Origin of the sequence: Rhizobium sp. NPDC090279 (assembly GCF_044769665.1) — a bacterium.
Classification (GTDB): domain Bacteria; phylum Pseudomonadota; class Alphaproteobacteria; order Rhizobiales; family Rhizobiaceae; genus Rhizobium.
In genome coordinates this window covers 770,056-791,198 of record NZ_JBIVYI010000002.1, presented here as the reverse complement: position 1 = coordinate 791,198, position 21,143 = coordinate 770,056, and the positions used below count along the sequence as shown (strand labels likewise).

At 59.1% G+C, this 21,143-nt stretch carries 20 protein-coding genes and 1 tRNA gene; 6 read left to right on the top strand and 15 right to left on the bottom strand.

All coding sequences use genetic code 11. The features are described from left to right. Positions 1-178: 178 nt before the first annotated feature. The 3 genes from ACIQWP_RS07925 to ACIQWP_RS07915 are packed head-to-tail and all read left to right on the top strand — an operon-like array spanning position 179 to position 3,486. The gene (locus tag ACIQWP_RS07925) at positions 179-1,774 is read left to right on the top strand and encodes a hypothetical protein (RefSeq protein WP_402784398.1); all 1,596 of its coding nucleotides are present in this window, start codon (positions 179-181) and stop codon (positions 1,772-1,774) included. Between the two features lie 30 nt (positions 1,775-1,804). After that, the gene (locus ACIQWP_RS07920) at positions 1,805-2,794 is read left to right on the top strand and encodes a UbiA family prenyltransferase (protein ID WP_402784326.1); all 990 of its coding nucleotides are present in this window, start codon (positions 1,805-1,807) and stop codon (positions 2,792-2,794) included. A 5-nt stretch (positions 2,795-2,799) separates the two neighbouring features. Then, positions 2,800-3,486: an HAD family hydrolase gene (locus ACIQWP_RS07915; protein ID WP_402784324.1), complete on the top strand. Its 687-nt coding sequence runs from the start codon at positions 2,800-2,802 to the stop codon at positions 3,484-3,486. Positions 3,487-3,815: 329 nt separating this feature from the next. Here the strand turns inward: ACIQWP_RS07915 and ACIQWP_RS07910 are convergent. Next, positions 3,816-3,891: transfer RNA gene (locus tag ACIQWP_RS07910), tRNA-Ile, on the bottom strand. Between the two features lie 161 nt (positions 3,892-4,052). On the opposite strand from ACIQWP_RS07910, the gene ACIQWP_RS07905 reads away from it, so the two are divergent. Further along, positions 4,053-4,796 carry an SIMPL domain-containing protein gene (locus ACIQWP_RS07905; RefSeq protein ID WP_402784322.1) on the top strand — a complete coding sequence of 248 codons (744 nt, stop codon included), beginning with the start codon at positions 4,053-4,055 and terminating at the stop codon, positions 4,794-4,796. Positions 4,797-4,921: 125 nt separating this feature from the next. On the opposite strand, the gene ACIQWP_RS07900 is transcribed toward ACIQWP_RS07905, so the two are convergent. The 4 genes from ACIQWP_RS07900 to ACIQWP_RS07885 all read right to left on the bottom strand — a co-directional run bounded on the left by ACIQWP_RS07900 (position 4,922) and on the right by ACIQWP_RS07885 (position 6,855). Continuing rightward, a complete protein-coding gene (locus ACIQWP_RS07900) occupies positions 4,922-5,260 on the bottom strand; it encodes a hypothetical protein (protein WP_402784320.1) in 339 nt (112 codons plus the stop codon). A 248-nt stretch (positions 5,261-5,508) separates the two neighbouring features. Further along, a complete protein-coding gene (locus ACIQWP_RS07895) occupies positions 5,509-5,814 on the bottom strand; it encodes a hypothetical protein (protein WP_402784318.1) in 306 nt (101 codons plus the stop codon). Positions 5,815-5,992: 178 nt separating this feature from the next. After that, complete coding sequence (locus ACIQWP_RS07890; protein WP_402784316.1) at positions 5,993-6,418, bottom strand: secondary thiamine-phosphate synthase enzyme YjbQ; 426 nt, start codon at positions 6,416-6,418, stop codon at positions 5,993-5,995. A gap of 83 nt (positions 6,419-6,501) precedes the next feature. Next, the gene (locus tag ACIQWP_RS07885) at positions 6,502-6,855 is read right to left on the bottom strand and encodes a DUF1428 domain-containing protein (protein ID WP_402784314.1); all 354 of its coding nucleotides are present in this window, start codon (positions 6,853-6,855) and stop codon (positions 6,502-6,504) included. 144 nt (positions 6,856-6,999) lie between these two features. Between ACIQWP_RS07885 and ACIQWP_RS07880 the strand changes: the two genes are divergently transcribed. Beyond that, complete coding sequence (locus tag ACIQWP_RS07880) at positions 7,000-7,392, top strand: GNAT family N-acetyltransferase (protein WP_402784312.1); 393 nt, start codon at positions 7,000-7,002, stop codon at positions 7,390-7,392. A 14-nt stretch (positions 7,393-7,406) separates the two neighbouring features. Here the strand turns inward: ACIQWP_RS07880 and ACIQWP_RS07875 are convergent, their stop codons facing one another. The 10 genes from ACIQWP_RS07875 to ACIQWP_RS07830 all read right to left on the bottom strand — a co-directional run bounded on the left by ACIQWP_RS07875 (position 7,407) and on the right by ACIQWP_RS07830 (position 20,107). Further along, positions 7,407-8,333, bottom strand: coding sequence for a LysR substrate-binding domain-containing protein (locus tag ACIQWP_RS07875; protein ID WP_402784310.1), 927 nt, complete (start codon positions 8,331-8,333; stop codon positions 7,407-7,409). A gap of 288 nt (positions 8,334-8,621) precedes the next feature. Then, a complete protein-coding gene (locus ACIQWP_RS07870; protein ID WP_402784308.1) occupies positions 8,622-9,851 on the bottom strand; it encodes an MFS transporter in 1,230 nt (409 codons plus the stop codon). 94 nt (positions 9,852-9,945) lie between these two features. Next, positions 9,946-10,677, bottom strand: a complete 732-nt coding sequence (locus tag ACIQWP_RS07865) for a B3/4 domain-containing protein (RefSeq protein ID WP_402784306.1) — start codon at positions 10,675-10,677, stop codon at positions 9,946-9,948. An 80-nt stretch (positions 10,678-10,757) separates the two neighbouring features. Continuing rightward, positions 10,758-11,561 (bottom strand): AraC family ligand binding domain-containing protein, encoded by an 804-nt coding sequence (locus ACIQWP_RS07860; protein ID WP_402784395.1) that lies wholly within the window; start codon positions 11,559-11,561, stop codon positions 10,758-10,760. A gap of 95 nt (positions 11,562-11,656) precedes the next feature. After that, positions 11,657-12,637 (bottom strand): DMT family transporter, encoded by a 981-nt coding sequence (locus ACIQWP_RS07855; RefSeq protein WP_402784304.1) that lies wholly within the window; start codon positions 12,635-12,637, stop codon positions 11,657-11,659. Between the two features lie 137 nt (positions 12,638-12,774). Next, on the bottom strand, positions 12,775-14,193 hold the full coding sequence (locus tag ACIQWP_RS07850) for a DUF930 domain-containing protein (protein ID WP_402784301.1): 1,419 nt from the start codon (positions 14,191-14,193) through the stop codon (positions 12,775-12,777). Between the two features lie 269 nt (positions 14,194-14,462). Continuing rightward, on the bottom strand, positions 14,463-15,263 hold the full coding sequence (locus tag ACIQWP_RS07845) for an APH(3')-II family aminoglycoside O-phosphotransferase (protein WP_402784299.1): 801 nt from the start codon (positions 15,261-15,263) through the stop codon (positions 14,463-14,465). A gap of 87 nt (positions 15,264-15,350) precedes the next feature. Beyond that, positions 15,351-17,411 (bottom strand): RNA polymerase sigma factor RpoD, encoded by a 2,061-nt coding sequence (gene rpoD, locus ACIQWP_RS07840; RefSeq protein ID WP_402784297.1) that lies wholly within the window; start codon positions 17,409-17,411, stop codon positions 15,351-15,353. Between the two features lie 449 nt (positions 17,412-17,860). Beyond that, on the bottom strand, positions 17,861-18,898 hold the full coding sequence (gene tdh, locus ACIQWP_RS07835) for an L-threonine 3-dehydrogenase (protein ID WP_402784295.1): 1,038 nt from the start codon (positions 18,896-18,898) through the stop codon (positions 17,861-17,863). A 21-nt stretch (positions 18,899-18,919) separates the two neighbouring features. Then, positions 18,920-20,107, bottom strand: a complete 1,188-nt coding sequence (locus ACIQWP_RS07830; protein WP_402784293.1) for a glycine C-acetyltransferase — start codon at positions 20,105-20,107, stop codon at positions 18,920-18,922. Between the two features lie 255 nt (positions 20,108-20,362). Here ACIQWP_RS07830 and ACIQWP_RS07825 point away from each other — a divergent pair, with 255 nt between their 5' ends. Beyond that, positions 20,363-21,133, top strand: coding sequence for an SDR family oxidoreductase (locus ACIQWP_RS07825; protein ID WP_402784291.1), 771 nt, complete (start codon positions 20,363-20,365; stop codon positions 21,131-21,133). Positions 21,134-21,143: the final 10 nt, after the last annotated feature.

The following is a 21,143-nucleotide window of genomic DNA, read 5'->3' as shown; positions in this document are numbered from 1 at the left end:
CTGTCCGGGATTTAGCGGAATCGCTGTCCGGGAATTACTGAAAACTGTGGCCGGAGATTACCGGAAATCTTGTCCGGACTTTACCGAAACCCGCAATTCGTTTCCGCGCAGGCTTTTAACTCTAAATTATGGCCATAGCAGTAGCTTATCGACGTTTATTGCAGCAGCGGGTCTATGCTTGGCTTCTACTACGTCAGACATCAATGAGCGCCGATTGGTCGCGCTCGACCGGGCTTTGATCTTCTCGATCTGGCTGATACTGGCTGCCGCGCTCTGTTGGTTCGAAGTCGTCTGGCGGGACGAGGTTCGCGCCTTGTCGATCGCCCTACAGGGTAACAGCTTTGTCGACATGTTCCGTCATCTGCATGGCGAAGGGCACGCGGCACTATGGTACATCCTGCTTCGGGCGGGGTATCTTGTTACCGGAGCGCCGTTGGTCCTCAAAGCATTGGCTTTCGCAATCGCCGCGACGGCTGCCTATTTCCTTGTTTATCGTTTGCATCTTCCGCGCTCAGTCCAGCTGCTCGCGCTGTTCGGCAACTTCTCAATCTACGAATATGCAGCGATGTCGAGAAACTACGGCATCAGCATGCTTTTGGTCTTCATGATCGCTGCAGCCTATGAGCGCTGGAAGCACAACAGCTTGGTACTCGGACTGCTGTTGGCATGCCTTGCAAACACCAACGTCCATTCTGTTGTTCTCGTTTGCGGTTTGCTGGCATATTGGTTTCTGGATCTAGCGCTTGCGAAGCCGCGACCAGCCCTTTCCGAATACCGTTACTTTGCGGCAAACGCGGCTATCGCGGTCTTCGGCATCGTTCTTTGCGCGGTGACGGTTTATCCGCCCTTCAACGATGCAGCGCAGATCAATCGCGGCAGCGACGGTCTGGCCATGCTTGTTCTTCGTGCCGTCATTTTCCCCGGCCTGAATTTCATCGAGTTCTATCCGACAATCGTCATCAGCCAGCTCGCTGAGCATCGGGCTCTCTTCGTTGTATTCGTCCCGCTGATGTCCGTTCTGATCTATGGGAGCGTGGTCTCGCTGGCAGCCAGGCCAGCGGCCATGGTGGCGGCCTTCCTGACGCTTGTCGGCCTTTCGCTGCTTTTCACCGTCGTCTATCCCGGCAGCTATCGGCACGAGGCGCTATGGTTGGTTTTCATGATCGCCATGATTGCGCTTTCAGCCGATATTCAGCGCACACCAATAGATGCTTCAACGCCGAGCAAAACTAGACGCGCGGTCATTAAGTTTGGCCGCCTGTGCTTCCTGATCCTGCTCGCATTGCAGGTAGTATCCGGTATCGAGAAGGCCAAACAGGTGCTGGTGACAGACACCCCTTTGAGCCGGAGCCAAGATTTTTCCAACCTTGTGCTTTCTCGTCCCGACCTGCGGGATGCCATCATCATCGCCGATCCCGACTATCTCGTGGAAGCGTTGCCTTATTACATTCCGAACAGGACCTACCTGCTGCGGGAAGGACGCTTTGGTGATGTCGTCAAATTCACGAAAAATGCGAAGCTCGAGCTTAGCCTCGCGGATATTCTGCAGGCCGCCCGCAAGCTGCATGATGATCAGCAAGTACCCGTCATTATTCTGCTCTCCCAACGACTGGACCTTATCGCAGCGCCAGTCGCGATGTCCGAAGGCTACAATTGGCAGCTGACGATCACAGCCGCGGAAATTACTGAATTTCGCGATGCAACCGAATTGATCAGACGCTTTGGCGCAGTTGCCGGAAGCGACGAGACATTTGACGCCTATCTATTGAAATGACGGCGGGACAGCCCTTTCCGAGGTGATGACGTGAAGCAGCAGAATATCGATTTTACCGATACCGATCGTCCTCTGACCGGTCGCATTTCTGACTATATTGCGATTGCGCGCCTGGACCATGTCACTAAACAGATCTTCATCGTGCCAGGTGCGGTTTTTGCATATGTGCTTCGCGGAGTGCATAACGACAATGTCCTGGCGATGGTCGTGCTTGGCCTGACGGCGGCAATCTATATTGCATCAGCAAATTACGTCATCAACGAATGGCTGGATCGTGACTTCGACAAACACCATCCGACCAAGTCACAAAGGACGGCAGTGCGGAGGGAGCTCGATCCGCGACTGGTCGTCGTGGAATGGGCGACGCTCGTAGCGTTAGGGCTGTGGTGTGCCTATTCGGCAAGCTTGTCGATGCTCGTTGCAGCAGTGCTTTTTGCCGTACAGGGTATCGTCTACAACGTCCGCCCGTTGCGGACCAAGGAAACAGCCTATCTCGACGTAATATCGGAATCGGTCAACAATCCGCTGCGTCTCTGCATTGGCTGGGCGATGATCGACGCAGGAACGCTTCCTCCGGCATCGGTGCTGCTTTGTTACTGGCTCGGCGGCGCGTTTCTGATGGCATGCAAACGCCTTTCCGAATATCGCGAGATCACCGCGTCGCATGGCCATCAGACGCTTGCACGCTATCGGGCGAGCTTTGCTCACTACACGGAAGTATCGCTGACACTTTCCTGCTTCCTGTATGCGATCCTCTCGAGCTTCTTCCTTGCTGTCTTCCTGCTAAAGTACCGCATCGAATATTTGTTGCTGATGCCACTTATAGCAACTCTATTCGTCTATTATCTGGCAATCTCCATGCAGCCTGGATCGTCGGCACAGGCACCGGAAAAGCTATTTCGCGAGCGCGGATTGATGCTGCTCATCGTGATGATCGCAATCGTCTTTCTCGCTTCGACGTTCATCAATATTCCAATGTTGGAGCAGTTTACCGCACAGCAATATATCAGCCTCGGCTAGGCGCCATGCACGCGTGTATCGATTGGAGCCGTATAAACCTTGTCGTTTTTGATGTGGACGGCACGCTCTACAGGCAGAGACCCGTGCGCCTGCACATGGCCCGCGATCTCGTGCAATTCTCGTTACGCGAGGGCAGACTTGATGTCATCAGGGTGCTTCGCGCCTTCCGCCGGATTCGCGAGGAACTGGCGGAAGCGGAGATCGAAAATTTCGAGGCGGTGCTGCTTGAAAGAACAGCCATGGCCGGCGGCTGCTCGGTAGGCCGTGTCGTTTCGATTGTCGAGGAATGGATCGAGAAGCGGCCCCTGACTTATGTCGCGGCCGCCCGCTATGCCGGCCTCAATGAGGTTCTTGCGGGCATCAGAAGAGCCGGAAAACGGATCGGCATTCTCTCAGACTATGCCCCGGCAGCAAAGCTTAGGGTTCTCGATATATCTCCGGATTTTGCCGTATCCGCGGAAGACGATGCCGTGCATCTGCTCAAGCCTCATCCGCGCGGTCTCGACACGATCATGTCGCTCGCCGGTGTAACTGCCTCAGCGACTTGCATGATCGGGGATCGGAAGGAGCGCGACGGGCTTGCTGCGCGGCGTGCAGGTGCTGCATGCCTGATCCGCGCGCCGCGCGAGACCGCCGGATGGCTTAGTTTCAAGGATTACTCCGACCCGGTCTTCGAAACCTTCCGGCACTAGAAAATCACCACTCCCGACCATCGGTGTCGGTACCGACATCGCAATGATCAAATAGATAGGGAGAGTGAGGCTCGTCACATTAGATGATCCTTGTTCAATTGAAAACATTGAGTTTTCATTTGGTCATCGTCATCAACGTCGTATTCTGTCGTCACATTCGTTGCTCCCAGGGACCCATTTTCTCACATTCGTTTATCCTAAGACCCCATTTAAGGCCCTCACTTGACGGGAAAAAACAGCGCGAATTGCCAATTGTTCAATAAAAACAACACCCACCAGCGCAATCGTATTGACGAAAAAATCATCGTTTGTAACGAACTAGAGAGAGATGGTGGGCCCGGAGGGACTCGAACCCCCAACCAAGCGGTTATGAGCCGCCGGCTCTAACCATTGAGCTACAGGCCCGGCGCAAGAAAAGGCTCGCGCTTACGACTCCGAAGCAATGGTTCCCCGGAGCCGACTTGGCTCTAACCCAATTTCTCTTTTCCGACAAGGGACTGCCGTAATACCTTCACAATCAATCCGCAAAAGCGGATCTTGAGGGATCATCAACCAAGGAACGAACCATGCTACTGACGAAAACCAGAGATTTTACTCTTGCCGCTCTTGTCAGCGCCACTTTCTTCGTACCCGCGGCTGCGGCTTTCGCCGAAGATGCCAAGCCCCGCGAAGCCGTCATCACCGTCACCGGTGAGGGACATGCGGCTGTCGCGCCGGATATGGCCGTCGTAACACTCGCAGTCGTCCAGCAGGCCAAGGCCGCGCAGGATGCACTCGACCAGAACAACAAGGCTATGGGCGCCGTACTGGCGACGCTGAAGGAAAGCGGTATTGCCGAGCGCGATCTGCAGACCTCCGGCTTTTCCATTCAGCCGCAATACACCTATCCGAACGACAAGGACGGCCGTACCCAGCCGCCGGTCCTGACGGGTTATCAGGTCAGCAATGGCCTGACCGTTCGCGTGCGCGATCTCTCCAAGCTCGGTGGGTTGCTCGACCAGGCGGTCAAGCTCGGCGTCAACCAGGGTGGCGATATCCAGTTCACCAATGACAAGCCGGATGCCGTGCTCGAAGAAGCGCGCAAGAAGGCCGTTGCCGATGCCGCCGCCAAGGCGAAGACCCTGACGGATGCCGCCGGCGTCAAGCTCGGCCGCGTCGTCGCCATCCATGAGGGCGGCATTGCAGCGCCGCCGCAGCCCTACATGCGCACGATGGCTGCATCCGCCCCGATGGACAAGGCCGTCCCAGTCGCAGCGGGCGAGAGCCAGTATAACGCATCGGTGAGCATCACCTACGCAATCCAGCAGTAGTCATAACAAAACCGCCCTTCGCTCTGATCCATGTGGATCGAGCAAAGAGCGGTTTCGCGGCCCCCGCCAAAAGGCGAAAAGGTCAGAAAACGAAAAGCGGGCGCCTTGTGCGCCCGTTTTGATTGTCAGCGGCCCAGAAGCGGGCACCCGCGAACATTGGCAAACATCATCGTATCCGGACCACGGCGGCCAAAGCCATCGACGATGACACGACGCGGCGTCACATCCACGACGCGAGCGCGGCGCAGGCCATAGCTGCGGGCAACATCCAGGGCCTGACGCGGATCGCATCCACGGCGATCAAAGCGCGGCGGCGGACGATCATAGTCCGGCGGTGGCGGACGATGACGGCCCGGGTTGACATAAATATCCACACCCTGCGCAGAGGCAAAATCCGCAGTGCCCGACAACGCGGTCACTGCGACGCAGGCGGCGACCCCCAACTTTGCCAGCATTTGTCTCATTGTGTTCTCCATGAAGCAGAAGGCTACTCTCTCATGCCTGCAATAATTGCTGAGCGAATGCTCGAGAAGTAACGGCGCAATGCTGAATGAGCTCAGAATCAGCCATTCATCCACTATTCACGTACATTGAACGCTGAAGGGAAACCAGATGGCCGATAATAGCACAACATAAAAAAATAAAGCCGCCTCCGTTTCGGAGGCGGCTTCGAATCCATCGAATATATGTGGAAAACTCGGGATCGCTGCGATCAGCGGCGAATCAGCGGGCAACCCGGCGCGTTAGCGAAGACAACGCGATCCGGACCGCGACGACCGAAGCCTTCGACAACAACACGGCGCGGCGTGACATTGTCGATGCGGGCGCGGCGCAGGCCCATGTCGCGTGCCTTGTCAACGGCAAGGCGCGGCGAGCACATGCGGCCGCGACCATGGTCATAACGAGCCTGCTGCATGCCCGGATGGAAATCGTTGGCCGACGCGGTGACGGCGGTGGCGGAAATCGCCCCGAGCGCGATGATGGCTGCAATACCTGCCTTGGCGAAAAGATTGGTCATGGTGTTTCTCCTTCAAATCCTTGCTGCGGATCGTTGCAATCCCGTCTTGGTCCGTTATCGGCCAATGCCTCTGGGATTGGGGCCACGTTAGGTCAGCCAAGCTGAACCGAACGCGAATTGGCCATTCAGATTGTATTCATGACGGTTAACAATCGGTTGACGAGAATATGCGCAGGATTCAGGCGGAAAAATGCAAGACGATTTCGCGACGATGCGGCCGGTCGCGATGCTCGAAGAGATAGATGCCCTGCCAGGTGCCGAGCGCCAGCCGGCCGTGCATCACCGGAATGCCGATCGAAACCTGCATCAGCGCGGCCTTGATATGCGCCGGCATATCGTCCGGCCCCTCCATCGTGTGCGCGATCCAGCGCATCGAGGGATCTGACGATGGCGGCACGAGCCGGCTGAAGAAAGCCTTGAGATCGGTCTTCACATCGGGATCGGCATTTTCCTGGATCAACAGGGAACAGGAGGTATGGCGCACGAAGACGGTCAAAAGCCCTTCGCCGCCGGCCGCCACCGCGCGGGTGAATTCGGCCACCTTATCGGTGAACTCGTAAAGCCCCTGTCCGTGGGTGGCGAGCGTGACGACGGTTTGCGGCATGGCATTTTCCGAACATGGCGATAGCGATCCGCATCAGCTCGGGCGCAGTGGCCGGAAAGTCAAGTCCGGCCACTGCCTTCAGTCTATAGCGAGATGACGATGTTGAAGCCGCCATAGATCAGGCGCTTGCCGTCGAAGGGCATATTTTGCATGTCATCCTTCAAACGTGGATCGGCCATGACCTTCGCCAATATCGCGTCGCGGCTTTCGCGCGATTCATAGGTGATCCATGAGAACACCACGACCTCGTCTTCCGTCGCCTGCACAGCACGCGGAAAGGATGTGAGTTCCCCATAGGGCACATCGTCGCCTATGGCCTCGACATAGCTGAGCGCGCCATGTTCCCGCCAGACATCGCCGGCCCTGCGCGCTTGCGCCTTGTATGCTTCAATCTTGCCTTTCGGCACGGCAACGATGAAACCATCGACATAGGACATTTCTGCCTCCTCTGTTCTATGTTCACCTTTAGAGGACGATTGACTGGGATCAGATCCGACATTGCCGGCAGATATTTTCCGTGCCCCTTCCGATTGATCGGAAACGGACGCGAATTCGCCGAACGATCCCGCGAAGGAATGCCAATGACGATAGAATACCAGAATGATCCCAAGCTCGAAAATGCGGCGCTCGATGCCCTGTGGGCAACCGCATGGGGCAGCTCCTCCCCACGAGATTTCCAGCCCATTCTTTCGAGAAACCTCGCGCATGTCGGCGCGTTCTCGGGCACAAGACTGGTCGGCTTCGTCAACGTCGCCTGGGATGGAGGCATTCACGCTTTCATTCTCGACACCTGCGTCGATCCGGCATTTCGGCACAGGGGCATCGCGAGCACTCTGGTCGAACGGGCAAAAATCCTGGCTCGCGAACGCGGCGCGGAATGGCTGCATGTCGATTTCGAACCGCACCTGACCCGCTTTTATCGAAAGCTCGGCTTTGCCCCGACCGAGGCCGGCCTCATGCGGCTGGGCGATTGATGCATCATCGTCGGCTAGTCTGATGAGCGAACTTGCGAGAGCAGCCAGTTGCGGAAGAGAGCCGCGGCCGGGTTCAGCAAGGCGTTCGGCGGATAGACGAGGTTATAGCTGACGGTAGCCGGCTGCACCTCCACAAAGCACCTGACCAGCTTTTTCTCACCGATATCGCGCGCCACCAGCGAGCTGCGAACGAGAGCAAAGCCTCTACCCTGCCGGCAAGCCTCCAGCATCTCGGCGAAGGAATCGAACAAAGGCGCCTCTTCCACCGCCCGCGCGATATCGAAACGCGGATTTGTCTCGTCGTCGCTCCCGCCAATGATCTGCTCATGCCAGCGCTGCCAATCCAGGATCGTATGCCGCATGCCGGAATACCGCAGAAGCGGAGCGGCTCTTATCGCCTGACGCGGCGGCAGCCGTTTGGACAGTTCCGGCGAACTGACGACGAATTCCTCGTCCGCCAGCAGCTCTTCGTACGTCAGCCCCGCATCGGCACGACCGAGCCAGATGGCCAGGTCGGTGCCACCGGGCTGAAAATCAGGCCGCTGGTAGCCGACGGCGAGCTTCACTTCGGCCTCCGGGTAACGCTGGCAGAAATCCGGCAGCCGCGCCGCCAACCACTGGCTGGAAAATTCGGGCGAGACGGAGACCGCGACGCTGCGAACCGAAATGCTCGCACGCGCCTGGTAGAGCGCCGCTTCCAGGTCGAAGATCGTACCTGAAATTGCGGGATGCAGGCGCGCACCCAATGGTGTCAGCCGCGCGCCGTTTCGGCCGCGGTCGAACAAACGCCCTCCGATCCACCCTTCCAGCTGTGCAAGCTGATGGCTGACGGCCGTCTGCGTCTGCCCGATCCGATCCGCGGCACGGCCGAAGCCGCCGGTCTCGGCAATGGCGCAGAAGGTCTGAAGCACCGAAAGCGGTGGCAACGGCCTCTTTCCCATGAAAGTTCCTCATGTATTGCGGCACAAGGCTTCATTATACACCACCACGCTTCAGGCGCATCTGTCTCCTTACGAAACATCTCGAGGTCAGCGACGGATGAATATTCTTCATGTTTACAGCTGGAAGCGCTGGATCACGCGGCTCCTGACCCAACAAGGCGCTCTTGAAAGACGATCACACATGGAAGGCCGCCGCAAGCGAGACATGTTATGCCAGACAAACCAACATCTGCTACGGGACGTCGGGCTAAGCTGCCTGGCGGAAGAGCGTCCGAATGATGGGCGTCGCTAGCCTCTGAGTGTCTTCACCCTGGTCAGATCCGGAAAGAGGCGCATCCAGAGCAATACCACGACAATGGTCCCGACACCGCCGACGATACCGGTCAAGACAGGCCCAAGCGCGCTGGCAAGCATGCCGGATTCGAATTCGCCGAGTTGGTTGGATGTACCGATGAACAGCGAATTCACGGCATTGACCCGGCCGCGCATGGCATCGGGCGTCAAAAGCTGCACGAGCGAACTGCGCACGACGACGCTGACGGTATCCGCAGCGCCGACGACGAAGAGCGCGGCAACCGAAAGGATGATGTTGCTCGACAGCGAAAAGACTATGGTGGCGACCCCAAAAATGAGCACGGCAAACAGCATCTTCTTGCCGACATCCGTCTGCAGCGGCCGCCGCGCCAGCCAGATCGACATGACCAGCGCGCCGATCGCCGGCGCGGCGCGCAACAGGCCAAGCCCCCAGGGGCCGGCATGCAGGATATCGCGCGCGAACATCGGCAGCAGTGCCGTGGCGCCGCCGAGCAGGACCGCGAAGAGATCGAGCGAGATCGTGCCCAGCATGACCGGCCGGCTCTTGATGAAGGAAACGCCAGCAAAGACGGAACTCAGCGTCACCGGCTCGCGCGACGATGGCTGCTCCCGTTCGACCCGGATCGAAATGACGTTGATGCTCGCGATGACATAAAGCACGGCCGAAACCGCAAACGGCGCAATGGGGTTGACGCCATAGAGCAAGCCGCCGAGCGACGGCCCGATGATGAAGGCCGTCTGCATCATCGAGGTGGAGGTGGCGATCGCGACCTGCAGCATCGACATCGGAACGATATTGGGCAGCAGCGCCGCCATCGTGGGGCGCTCGAAAGCTGTCGCCGCGCCCATGACGGCAACGGCGGCGAGAATGCCGGCAGGCCCTATCCAATGCAGCCAGACGGCCACCCCCAGTACCAAAGCGGTCAGCGCCTCGATCAGCTGGCAGGCAAGACCGATGCGACGCCGATCGAAGCGATCCGCGACATGCCCGACGACAAAGGTCAGAACGACCATCGGCAGGAACTGGCAGAAGCCGACCAGGCCGAGGAAAAAGGCGCTGTGGGTCTGGTCGTAGATCATCCAACCCATGGCGACCGTCACGGACTGAAAACCTATCGAGGAAAAGACGCGCGACGCGACGAATGAACGATAGCCGGGGTGACCGAGCGCGCTCGGCCGGTCAAGGTTCTGCAGGGTATCCATGAGCCTTCTTCGTCTGCCGGCACGGACGCACGCAGACACGCTTCTCAACGGTCGGAAATTCTAGAGCCCCTGCTCTGCCTGAAAGCGCGCCCTGTCAATCTCGTTTTTGCTGCAGTTGCAAATCCAGCGCGGACGGCAGATCAAATCGCGGTGAAGACGGGCTGAGAACGCCACGACTGACCCCGATCGACCAGATGGCCGCCAACTCCGTCGCAATCGCATCGATCAGCCTTGGAATATCGCGGGCGGCCGACTCGTGCAGTGCCTCCGCCACGATCAGCACCGAGCGCGTATCGTCGCGCACCGCCGACAGGCCGCTTTGGCGATTGGTCCAGCGCCTGGCATGCGCCTGCCCCGCCGCATCGGCAAAGATCACCTCCCTCGGCTCCGGATGCTCCGTCTCACCGGCAAAGGTCAGATAGGATTCGCTGCCGTTCGCATGCCGCACTTCGAGATCATCAGATATTTTCGCGAAATCGAAAACGGCGACAGGAATGGCGAACGCAATCGAGATGGCATTGCAGAGGTCGACCAGCGGATGCAGCCGCGGCAGCGATCCCTCCTGGCGAAAGCGGCGAAGCAGCGCTTCGGACGCGCAGCGATATTGCGTCGGCTTCAATCCCATTTTGGAGAAACTCCGCCGCCATGCCTGGATTTCAGCCATCTCGCCTTCCGGGCCCGCCGCCAAACGCTCCGCTGCGATCGCGTTGTATCCGGCAATCCGATCCGCGACATCGACGGCCGGGGTGATCCCTTCGGCGAACAATACGCCGGGGACGAGTTCGGGAAATTCGCTCCACATCTCATTCGAATGGCGGAAAAACATGATGTCTCCTTCTGCTGATCCTTTTGGTGAGCAGAAAACCCCGTCGGCATTGTCCGGTCTTGAATAAAATTGCAGAGGCTTCAGCCGATGGCGGCCGCATAGGCGCCCGGCGAGACGCCGAAATTGCGGATAAAGAGGCGCGTCATATGGCTCTGGTCGGAAAAGCCGCTGGCAAAGGCCGCCTCCGCCAAAGATGTGCCCGCCGCGATCAGCCGTCGTGCTTCCTGGATACGGCGCTGCATGAGGTAGGCATGGGGCGTAAGCCCCGTCGCCCTGGTGAAGGCGCGCAGGAAGCGGAAACGACTTAGCCCACACAGCGCTGCGAGTTCGGCAAGGGTCAGCGGAGCGGCGGGATCATCATCGATCAACTCACGCGCCCGGTAGACGACCGTGGGAGCTGCAGCCCCCGCGCCGCCCGATCCCTCGCGCATGGCGGCGGCAACGAGCGACAGCAGCAACCCATCCCGCAAGAGGGAATTCTCGGCCGCATCCTCGATCAGAAGCGAAAACAGGGTTTTGAAATGCCCGGCCATCTCACCGCTGCGAATGACGGGCGACGGAAACTCCACCGCGCCCAACCTGCCCTCGCCGACTTCGCGCAACAGATCGCCGATCAGCCGAGGATCGAAATAGAGCATCGACCAGGCGCGGCTTTCGCCGACGGGCATGCCGTCATGCACCTCGTTCGGGTTGACGCTGATGATGTCACCGGCTTCGGCCTGCACCATGCCTCGCCCGCTGAGCGACGCCTGCGCGCCGGCTTCAATGATCCCGATACCGAACTGATCATGCGTGTGCTTGGGGAAGCTCCGACCTGTGTCGGCCCTGACCGGCTCGATGCCGGCAACGCCAGAGCGGTATATCCTGAACTGACCGGATTTCATCCGCATCGCCTTCTCATGCCGCCGATATCGCTGGGCCAGCGATGGCATTGCCTTCAAGACGGCAGTGTCGCGCGCCCGCTAGCGGGAAGCAAGGCTTAAGCGCCTCCGGCTGCTGGCTTGTCGTCTTCCGCCGTCACCAGGGCCGCCTGAGTATTGCCGGCGACAGCGGTCGGCAGCGGCGTGCCGCGCTTGCGCTCCCGCGCCAGCGTCAGCAGGCCGGAAAAGATGATGAGGGCAATGCCGAAGGCCATGGGCATATCGATGCTGTCATTGAACAGCAGATAGCCGAAAACGATCGCCCATAGCATCTGGCTGTACTGCGGCGGCGCAACCAGATTGGCCGGCGCCATGCGCGCTGCATTCATCAGCAGCACGTTGCCGACGGCACCCAGCAGGCCATAGCTCGCGAGGAAGATCCATTGCGTCGGCGTCGGCATCGTGACTTCGGAGAGCATCAGGAAGCCGCTGACGATGAGCGTCCCGAACAGGCCCGCGCCATAGAGCGAGATGCGCTTCTCCTTCGAACCGAGCGCGCGGTTGATGACGATGGAGATTGCCGCCGCAAGGCCACCGATCGCCGCGCAGAGGTGGCCGACCGAAAGCTCGCGAAAACCCGGACGCAGGACGATCAGCACGCCGACGAAGCCGAGAATGACCGCTGTCCAGCGCTGCCAGCGCACGTCTTCCTTGAGAAAAACCACGGAGAGAATGGTGACGAAGGACGGCAGCAGGAACAACAGCGCAAAGGCTTCCGCCATCGGCAGCATTGTGAAGGCGATGACCGAGCAGATGGCGCCCGTCGCGCCGCAGACGCAGCGCAACAGCCACAAGGGACGGTTTGACGTCCTCGCGATATCGAGCCAGCTATCATCCCGCTTCTTCAGGAAGGGCACGGCGGCGAAGCCGAACAGCGCGCCGATGAAGGCGACCTGATAGGAGGGAACCACGCCATGCAGGATCTTGATCGAGGCATCGCTGAAGGCGAAGACGGCATAGGACGCGAATGCCACAAGGACACCGCGCAAAACGGAGCGGCCCGCGGCCGCGGAATTGGAATCGGCTGTAATCGAGGACATCGGAATCGTTGGAAAGTGCGATGGGAGGACACTGAATCAGATAGATACAGGCAATAGTATGATGAAATGGGCTGAATTTCGATTGGGGCGGCAATAAACTATTGTTTCGGTTGGAAGCAGGAAGCGACCACTCAGCCTCAATTGCCAATGAACCCCAACTGACTGGGGGAAATATGTCCTCTGACGGTGTAGGAAAAAGCCGTAACCTTCAGAGCATCGCTATCCACTTCGCAAGTGAACGCCACTCTCTGCCACCCATTGGGGGTTTGCACGGCAACGCCGTCACCGAATGTGCTTACATCCGAAATCATCGTCTGCGATAGTGCAGAATTGTAATAGCCTACGGCGCGGAGATCATATCCAAATTGGAGCTTTTCTTCCGAGTTGCAAAGATAACGCACTCGTTCGCGCCGTGGCAGCTTCTTCCAGGCATCGTAGTCGCTCTTCGACAGGCGGGCCATCTCAGCACCCGAATAAAGCTTCTTGGCCTGAACAGCCCGCTTCGGCACAAGTGATTTAGGCCGCGGCGGCTCGGCGACCAGCGCAGTGCCTTCGGTCGGATTGCCCTGGCTGCTCGAAGCGGATTGACTGTCAGCACTCTGCTGCGAAGGAGATGGCTTTACCGCCGGAACGACAATCTGCGGCGGGTCTTTCGCGTCATCCTTGGCCTGCTCGGCCGGAGACTGCTGCTGCGGATCGGATGAGGGCGGCTGTGCGGCCGCTTGCGCCTGCGGATCATTCGGATCGCTTGCCGGGGCCTGCGGCTGCTGCACCTGCGAATCGGAAGGTTCATTGGTTGCCAGGACATCGGGTGCCGTGGAAGAGGCTTTGGCTGCCGAGTCGCTCGCCGGCGGCTGGGCCGCATTCGCCTGCTGGTCCTTGGCGTCAGCCTGCTGGGCTTCCTGCGCCTGTTGCGCGGCTTGAGCTTGAGCCTGGGTTTGTGCGGCAGCCTCCGCAGCCGCCTGCGCCTCTGCCTGTTGCTCGGCAGCCGCATCGTTCGGCGGGGTCGGCGGCGTATCGTTCGGCTGCTCCGACGCGTCGGCCTGCTGCGTGGTATTTGCGTCCTTCTGATCGCCCTTCATATCCGGAAGTGGCGTCTCGGTAGCGGAGGGCTGCTGCTCAGCTTTCTCAACGGGCTTGTCAGCACCGGGATCATCAGGCTTGGGTGCGGGCTTTTCCGCCTTCTCCACGGGCTTGTCGGCCTTGGCCTCATCGGGTTTGGCCGGAGGCTTATCAGCGGGTTCCTTACCCTGTGGGTCGGATTGCTTCGGCGGTTGCTCGTCCGGCTTCTTTCCCTCGGGCTGCTGCGGCTCGTCCTTGGCGTCGGCCGTCTGCTGCGCGGGCTTCTCGTCAGGTCTTGGCGTCGGCTTCGGAGGCTGGTCGGGCTTCTCGTTCTCTTTCGTCGCAATTTCCTGCTTTTCCTCCTGCTGCGGCACCAGCTCGACATTGACGCTCTGCTCGGGCTTTGCCTCGGGCGGCGCCGGCAGCAGCGGCAGCAGGAAAATCGCAACGAACAGGACGTGCAGAAGGATCGACAGGACAAAGCCCGGCCTCATCTCCCTATCCCGTTTCTCCGCAACCCTTTCCATCGTTCAGCGGATGGCTCGCGAAGAGAAAGTAATCAGGCGAAAACTGCGCATCGATTCATTCGATCCCTACCGGCAAACAGATCAGAAGACGTTCAAGCCGCTGACATATGGTATACGAGAACACGCCTAGAAAGAGGCCGCTGTCAAAATCGAACTTGTCAGGCCTCCGCGCGATCCGCAATGGCGCAAAAACAAACCTGCGTGATCAAAGCGCGGGAAAACCGGCCCATCCACCGTTAGAAGAACTCGTCCAGCAACCGATAGTAAACCATCTTTTCCGCCTGTTGCTCAAAGTTTCCATACGCTTCCAGAAATGCGGAAACGAGATCCTTTCCGAAATTATGCTCGATGCTGCCACAAGCAAGTGCGATATCCTGATGGCGATCGGCAATACCGAGACGGCCACAATCGATATAGCCGCTGAACCTGTCACCGTCGGCCATGAAATTCGGCAGGCAGGCATCGCCATGCGTGACGACCAAATCTTCCGCTAATGGTCTCATCTCCTCGAGTTCGCGGAAAAGATCCTGCCCCGACCTTCCCAGCCGGGTCTCATCGAAGTCATCCTCATCGACGCGGCCTGCAGCCAGGCGTGCCCGTGCCTCGCCAATTCTGCTTTCCAGCCGATGATCGAACGGACATGCGGCGATGTCGATCGCATGCAATCGCCGCAAGGCATCCGCCAGAAGGCGCACGCGCTCGACCGGCTGCAGCAGCTTCGCACGGACAAGATCGCTGCCTGGAAGCGCGCTCATCAAAAGCCATTCGCGCTTGCCGTCCTTCTCGTGGGCAATGATGTCCGGGCAGGCCAGGCCCTGAGAGGTCAGCCATCGCAGCCTCGCGACCTCGCCGGCAAGCTCGCCCAAGGGATCGGCAAGCTCGGTCTTGAGATAGACCGGCACACGCCCATCGGCCTCAAGGTGGAAGACATGGGCAGAGGAGCGGCCAACCGCATCCTGCCGCCATTCATATCCCGTCAACGCATCGCGTAGCCGGACTGGGATGGACGTTTCCATGAATTGCGGCTTGCTTGTCATCACCAACCCCTTGATGCCGATGTCGTCAATAAAAAACCCGGCTCGCTTTCGCGAACCGGGCCTGATTCCATAAGCGCCAGTAGCAGCTTAGCTGTCGAGGAAGCTTCTGAGCTTGCGGCTGCGGCTCGGATGCTTGAGCTTGCGCAGTGCCTTGGCTTCGATCTGACGAATACGTTCGCGCGTAACCGAGAACTGTTGGCCGACTTCCTCGAGCGTATGGTCGGTGTTCATGCCGATGCCGAAGCGCATACGCAGCACGCGCTCTTCGCGCGGCGTCAAGGATGCGAGGACCCGGGTCGTCGTTTCGCGCAGGTTCGCCTGGATGGCGGCGTCGATCGGCAGAAGCGCGTTCTTGTCCTCGATGAAATCGCCGAGATGCGAATCCTCTTCGTCACCCACCGGCGTTTCGAGCGAGATCGGCTCCTTGGCGATCTTCAGAACCTTGCGCACCTTTTCGAGCGGCATGGCGAGCTTTTCGGCCAGTTCTTCCGGCGTCGGCTCGCGGCCGATCTCATGCAGCATCTGGCGCGACGTACGGACGATCTTGTTGATCGTTTCGATCATATGCACCGGAATGCGGATCGTGCGCGCCTGGTCGGCGATCGAACGGGTGATAGCCTGACGAATCCACCAGGTGGCATAGGTCGAGAACTTGTAGCCGCGGCGATATTCGAACTTATCGACCGCCTTCATCAGGCCGATATTGCCTTCCTGAATGAGGTCGAGGAACTGCAGACCACGGTTGGTGTATTTCTTGGCGATGGAGATGACGAGGCGCAGATTGGCTTCGACCATTTCCTTCTTGGCGATACGCGCTTCGCGCTCGCCCTTCTGAACCATGTGGACGATGCGGCGGAATTCCGAGATCGAAATGCCGGTTTCGGTCGCAAGGTTCTGGATTTCCTGGCGGATGTCGCGGATCGTGGTATTTTCGCTCTTGGCAAATTCCTTCCAGCCGCGTGCAGCCAGGTTTCCGATCGACTTCATCCAGTTCGGATCGAGCTCCGCACCCTGATACTGCTCCAGGAAGCTGTCGCGCTTGACGCCATAGGATTCGGCAAGACGCAGCAAGCGGCCTTCGTTCTGCACGAGACGCTTGTTGATGTCATAGAGCTGCTCGACGAGGGCGTCGATGCGGTTCTGGTTCAGCGACAGAGACTTGACCGACTTGACCAGTTCATCCTTGAGCTCCTTGTAGCGGCGCTCCTGAGCCGACGACAGCGTGCCGGAAGCCGACAGCCGCTGTTCCACCTGCTGGTCCTGCAGCTTGCGCAGCTTCTTGTAGGTTTCGGCAATAATGTCGAGCGTCGTCATCACCTGCGGGCGAAGCTCGGCTTCCATGGCGGCAAGAGAGAGAGACGATTCGTCTTCGTCCTCTTCTTCTTCCTCCATCGGCTGGCCTTCACCGCCGACATTGGTGATGTCGTCATCGCCACCCGGGAAACGGCCCCGGCGCGACTTTTCCTTTTCCTCGGCAGCCTTGCGGTCGGCCTCAATCTTCTCGGGGCTCTGGAACTGCGGGGCAGCCTTGGCTTCGGGACCGGAATAGGTGGTTTCGAGATCGATGATCTCGCGCAGCAGCGTCGTGCCTTCGTTGAGTTCGTCGCGCCAGATAATCAGCGCCTGGAACGTCAACGGGCTCTCACAGAGGCCGCCGATCATGGTTTCGCGGCCAGCCTCGATGCGCTTGGCGATCGCGATTTCGCCTTCGCGCGACAACAGCTCTACGGAACCCATCTCGCGCAGATACATGCGCACCGGGTCGTCCGTACGGTCGGTCGGCTCTTTCTTCTTGGCGGTCGCAAGCGCGGACCCCGTGGAAGGCGCCAGCTCGCCGCCTTCGCTCTCCTCGTCGCCGCCGGCATCGTCGTCGTCGTTCGAAGGAGTACCCGCCTCCTCGACGTCCTCGTCCTCGATGACGTTGATGCCCATGTCCGAAAGCATGGCCATGGTGTCTTCGATCTGCTCGGACGTCACTTCTTCGGACGGCAGAACGGCATTGAGCTCGTCCATCGTCACGTAGCCGCGCTTCTTCGCGGCCTTGATCATCTTCTTGACCGCGTCATCGGAAAGATCGAGAAGTGGGCCGTCGGAGGTGCCGTCGCGCTCGACTTCAGCTTCTTCGTTCTCTTTGACCTTTGTTGCCATCTCTATATCGTCGCTTTCCCTGACGCTGCAAACTTACACGCGGTGAAACAATCACTCTGGCTGGCGCGCCCTGCACCGGCCGCGACTCACCGACGAACACCTAACGGAATGACCTTTAATGCCCGATTAACCACGATCACCGCTACCGGAGTGCAAAGCTGGATTGCGTTTGGATTTCCGGCCATGGTATTAGGTGATCCGCTTGATCCAGTTTACCGTTCTTTCCGAAGTCAAACGGTGATTCCCAGAATTTTAGTTCTCGTCAAGCTTTTCCAGCAAAAAAGCCCATTAAATATGCGAAAAAGCCTTATCCACAGGCTCCGCACGCCGCAATTAATTGTTTCCCGTATTTAGGAAGTCCCCGCGCGATGACAAGAGCTTCCTAAACAAAGCCTCACATTTCCAGCATCGGCAGGTATTGCAGACGCCGGAAGTGTGTCCGAATAGCATCAATTCCAGTCCATTACGACCTTGCCGGAGTTGCCCGAGCGCATGGCTTCGAAGCCATCGCGAAAATCATCGATGCCGATACGGTGGGTGATGACGGGCGATACATCGAGACCGCCCTGCACGAAGGCGATCATCTTGTACCAGGTCTCGAACATCTCGCGGCCATAGATGCCTTTCAGGTTCAGCATCTTGAAGATGACTTTGTTCCAGTCGATCTCGAAACCGGCCGGCGCGATGCCGAGAATGGCGATTTTGCCGCCATTGTTCATCTTGTCGATCATGTCGCGGAAGGCGGGAGCAGCACCCGACATCTCCAGGCCGACATCAAAACCCTCGGTCATGCCGACAGCCTTCATCACATCGGCCAGATTTTCCTTGGAAGCATCGACGACGTGATCGATGCCGACCTTGCGGGCAAGTGCCAGCCGGGTGGGATTGATATCGGTGATGACGACCTTGCGGGCGCCGGAGCGCTTGGCGACCATCGCCCCCATGATGCCGATCGGCCCTGCGCCGGTGACGAGCACATCTTCGCCGACCAGATCGAAGGAAAGCGCGGTGTGAACCGCATTGCCGAACGGGTCGAAGATCGCGGCGATCTCATCCGGGATATCGTCGGGGATCGGTACGACATTGGATTCGGGAATGCAGACGAATTCGCCGAATGAGCCGGGACGGTTGACGCCGACGCCGAGCGTGTTGCGGCAGAGATGGCCCCTGCCCGCCCGGCAGTTGCGGCATTTGCCGCAGACGATGTGTCCTTCGCCGGAGACACGCTCGCCGACGTGATACTTCGTGACGGCCGAACCGATTTCGGCGATCTCGCCGCAGAACTCATGGCCGACGACCATCGGCACGGGAATGGTCTTTTGGGCCCATTGATCCCAGTTCCAAATGTGGACATCGGTGCCGCAGATCGCCGACTTTTTGACCCGAATCAGGACATCGTTCGGCCCGACCTCGGGAATCGGGACGTGCTCCATCCACAGCCCGACTTCCGGCTTGGCTTTAACAAGCGCTTTCATCATGTTCGACATGATCGGTTCTCTCCAACCAATTCAAATGATTCCAAGTTCTTTTCCGGCTTCCGCAAAGGCCGCGATCGCCCTCTCGACATCGGCCTTCGAATGGGCGGCCGACATCTGCGTGCGGATGCGCGCCTGCCCCTTCGGCACGACTGGGAAGGAAAAGCCGATGACGTAGACGCCCTTTTGCAGCATCAGCGCCGCCATATCCTGCGCGAGCTTCGCGTCGCCGAGCATCACGGGAATGATCGGATGATCGGCGCCGGCAAGCGTAAAGCCGAGCTTGGTCATCTCGCCGCGGAAGAGTGCTGCATTGCCTTGAAGCCGCGCCCGCAGCTCGCCGCCCTTGTCGATCAGATCGAAAACCTTCAGCGATGCAGCGGCGATGACAGGCGCCAACGTGTTCGAGAAGAGATAGGGACGCGAGCGCTGCCGCAGCCATTCGACGATCTCGCCTCTGGCGGAGGTATATCCACCCGAAGCCCCACCGAGCGCCTTGCCGAGCGTGCCGGTGATGATGTCGATCCGGCCCTCGACACCGCAATATTCAGGCGATCCCCGGCCATGCTCGCCGACGAAACCGACCGCATGGCTGTCATCGACCATGACCATCGCGCCGTATTTCTCCGCCAGATCGCAGACGCCGCCGAGATTGGCGATGATGCCGTCCATGGAGAACACGCCGTCGGTCGCGATCAGCTTGAAGCGACTGCCTTCAGCCTTCTTCAGCTCTTCTTCCAACGCCGCCATGTCGTTGTTGGCGTAGCGGAAGCGCTTCGCCTTGGAGAGCCGGACGCCATCGATGATCGAGGCGTGATTGAGGGCATCCGAGATGATGGCGTCCTCCTCCGACAGCAGCGTCTCGAACAGACCGCCATTGGCATCGAAGCAGGAGGAATAGAGGATCGTCGCTTCCATGCCGAGGAAGGCCGAAATCCGCGCCTCGAGCTGCTTGTGCTCCTCCTGCGTGCCGCAGATGAAGCGCACCGAGGCCATGCCGTAGCCATAACGGTCGAGCGCCTTCTTCGCGGCCTCGGCAAGCTCCTCGTTGTCGGCGAGGCCGAGATAGTTGTTGGCGCAGAAGTTGAGAACGCGGGCCCCGCCGAGCACGGCGATCTCGCCGGCCTGCTTGGAGGTAATGACGCGTTCGGCCTTGAAGAGGCCGGCCTCTTTCAGGCCGGAAAGTTCGTTGCGCAGGTGCGATAGGAATTCAGAGGTCATTGTCGCATTCCGTTACTGGTCATGGCGGAAACAGGCCGAGAAATACCATAGGATTAGCACAGCTGCTGCATTCACCAGCGGCAAAAATGCATGAAGCCATGACGCTGGCGCGATATGGAGGCATGTTGCCAGATGCTATCGCCAAAATACGCCGAAACAGATCATTTGTTACGCTTCGCGCTTGTAGCTATTGCAAAAATTACTTGACTGAGTCCATTATATTCATGAACGCGGCAGAAGCTGAATGAGGATGTCATGAACATATTCGAACGATTTTCGCTGAAAGGACGAGTGGCCCTCGTTACCGGAGGCGGACGCGGCCTCGGATTTGAGATGGCGCAGGCACTCGCCGATGCCGGCGCTCACATTATCATCAACGGGCGGACCGCGGCGACGTTGAATAGAGCCGTCGAAACCATCCGGACGAAAGGTGGTTCGGCAGAAGCTGCCGCCTTCGACATTGCCGACCGCGACGCGCAGCGCGCGGCGATGAACGACATCGAGAAAAATCACGGACGGCTCGACATATTGATCAATAATGTCGGCGCCCGCGACCGGCGCTCCCTCGCCGACTTCGACGATGAGGCGATCCTTGCCTTGCTGAATACCGACCTTGCCGCCTCGATCATGCTCTCCCGCGATGCCGCCGGTCTGATGAAGCGGCGCAATCATGGCCGGCTGATCTCGGTTACCTCGATCAGCGGCCAGGTCGTCATGCCGGGTGACTGCGTCTATCCTGCCGCAAAACAGGGGCTGACGGGGCTTATGCGCGGCATGGCGGTGGAGTTTGGCCCCTATGGCATCACCAGCAATGCCATCGCACCGGGCTGGTTCGCAACGGAAACGAACGCCGCGATGGCCGCGAATGAAGAGCTGATGCCTTTCGTGCGCCAGCGCATTCCTGTTCAACGCTGGGGGCGGCCGAATGAGATTGCGGGTGCTGCGCTGTTTCTCGCCAGCGACGCCGCCTCTTTCGTCAACGGTCATGTCCTGACAGTCGACGGTGGTATGACGGTGCGGATGTAACATTTCGATT

Excerpts from the sequence above, each read along its gene's own strand:
- ACIQWP_RS07860 (WP_402784395.1), bottom strand. The coding sequence starts at position 11,561 with ATGAAATCCGGTCAGTTCAGGATATACCGCTCTGGCGTTGCCGGCATC.
- ACIQWP_RS07830 (WP_402784293.1), bottom strand. The coding sequence starts at position 20,107 with ATGACCTCTGAATTCCTATCGCACCTGCGCAACGAACTTTCCGGCCTG.
- ACIQWP_RS07900 (WP_402784320.1), bottom strand. The coding sequence starts at position 5,260 with ATGAGACAAATGCTGGCAAAGTTGGGGGTCGCCGCCTGCGTCGCAGTG.
- ACIQWP_RS07850 (WP_402784301.1), bottom strand. The coding sequence starts at position 14,193 with ATGAGGCCGGGCTTTGTCCTGTCGATCCTTCTGCACGTCCTGTTCGTT.
- ACIQWP_RS07885 (WP_402784314.1), bottom strand. The coding sequence starts at position 6,855 with ATGTCCTATGTCGATGGTTTCATCGTTGCCGTGCCGAAAGGCAAGATT.
- ACIQWP_RS07875 (WP_402784310.1), bottom strand. The coding sequence starts at position 8,333 with ATGGGAAAGAGGCCGTTGCCACCGCTTTCGGTGCTTCAGACCTTCTGC.
- ACIQWP_RS07890 (WP_402784316.1), bottom strand. The coding sequence starts at position 6,418 with ATGCCGCAAACCGTCGTCACGCTCGCCACCCACGGACAGGGGCTTTAC.
- ACIQWP_RS07855 (WP_402784304.1), bottom strand. The coding sequence starts at position 12,637 with ATGTCCTCGATTACAGCCGATTCCAATTCCGCGGCCGCGGGCCGCTCC.
- ACIQWP_RS07915 (WP_402784324.1), top strand. The coding sequence starts at position 2,800 with ATGCACGCGTGTATCGATTGGAGCCGTATAAACCTTGTCGTTTTTGAT.
- ACIQWP_RS07825 (WP_402784291.1), top strand. The coding sequence starts at position 20,363 with ATGAACATATTCGAACGATTTTCGCTGAAAGGACGAGTGGCCCTCGTT.
- tdh (WP_402784295.1), bottom strand. The coding sequence starts at position 18,898 with ATGTCGAACATGATGAAAGCGCTTGTTAAAGCCAAGCCGGAAGTCGGG.
- rpoD (WP_402784297.1), bottom strand. The coding sequence starts at position 17,411 with ATGGCAACAAAGGTCAAAGAGAACGAAGAAGCTGAAGTCGAGCGCGAC.
- ACIQWP_RS07895 (WP_402784318.1), bottom strand. The coding sequence starts at position 5,814 with ATGACCAATCTTTTCGCCAAGGCAGGTATTGCAGCCATCATCGCGCTC.
- ACIQWP_RS07870 (WP_402784308.1), bottom strand. The coding sequence starts at position 9,851 with ATGGATACCCTGCAGAACCTTGACCGGCCGAGCGCGCTCGGTCACCCC.
- ACIQWP_RS07845 (WP_402784299.1), bottom strand. The coding sequence starts at position 15,263 with ATGACAAGCAAGCCGCAATTCATGGAAACGTCCATCCCAGTCCGGCTA.
- ACIQWP_RS07905 (WP_402784322.1), top strand. The coding sequence starts at position 4,053 with ATGCTACTGACGAAAACCAGAGATTTTACTCTTGCCGCTCTTGTCAGC.
- ACIQWP_RS07880 (WP_402784312.1), top strand. The coding sequence starts at position 7,000 with ATGACGATAGAATACCAGAATGATCCCAAGCTCGAAAATGCGGCGCTC.
- ACIQWP_RS07865 (WP_402784306.1), bottom strand. The coding sequence starts at position 10,677 with ATGTTTTTCCGCCATTCGAATGAGATGTGGAGCGAATTTCCCGAACTC.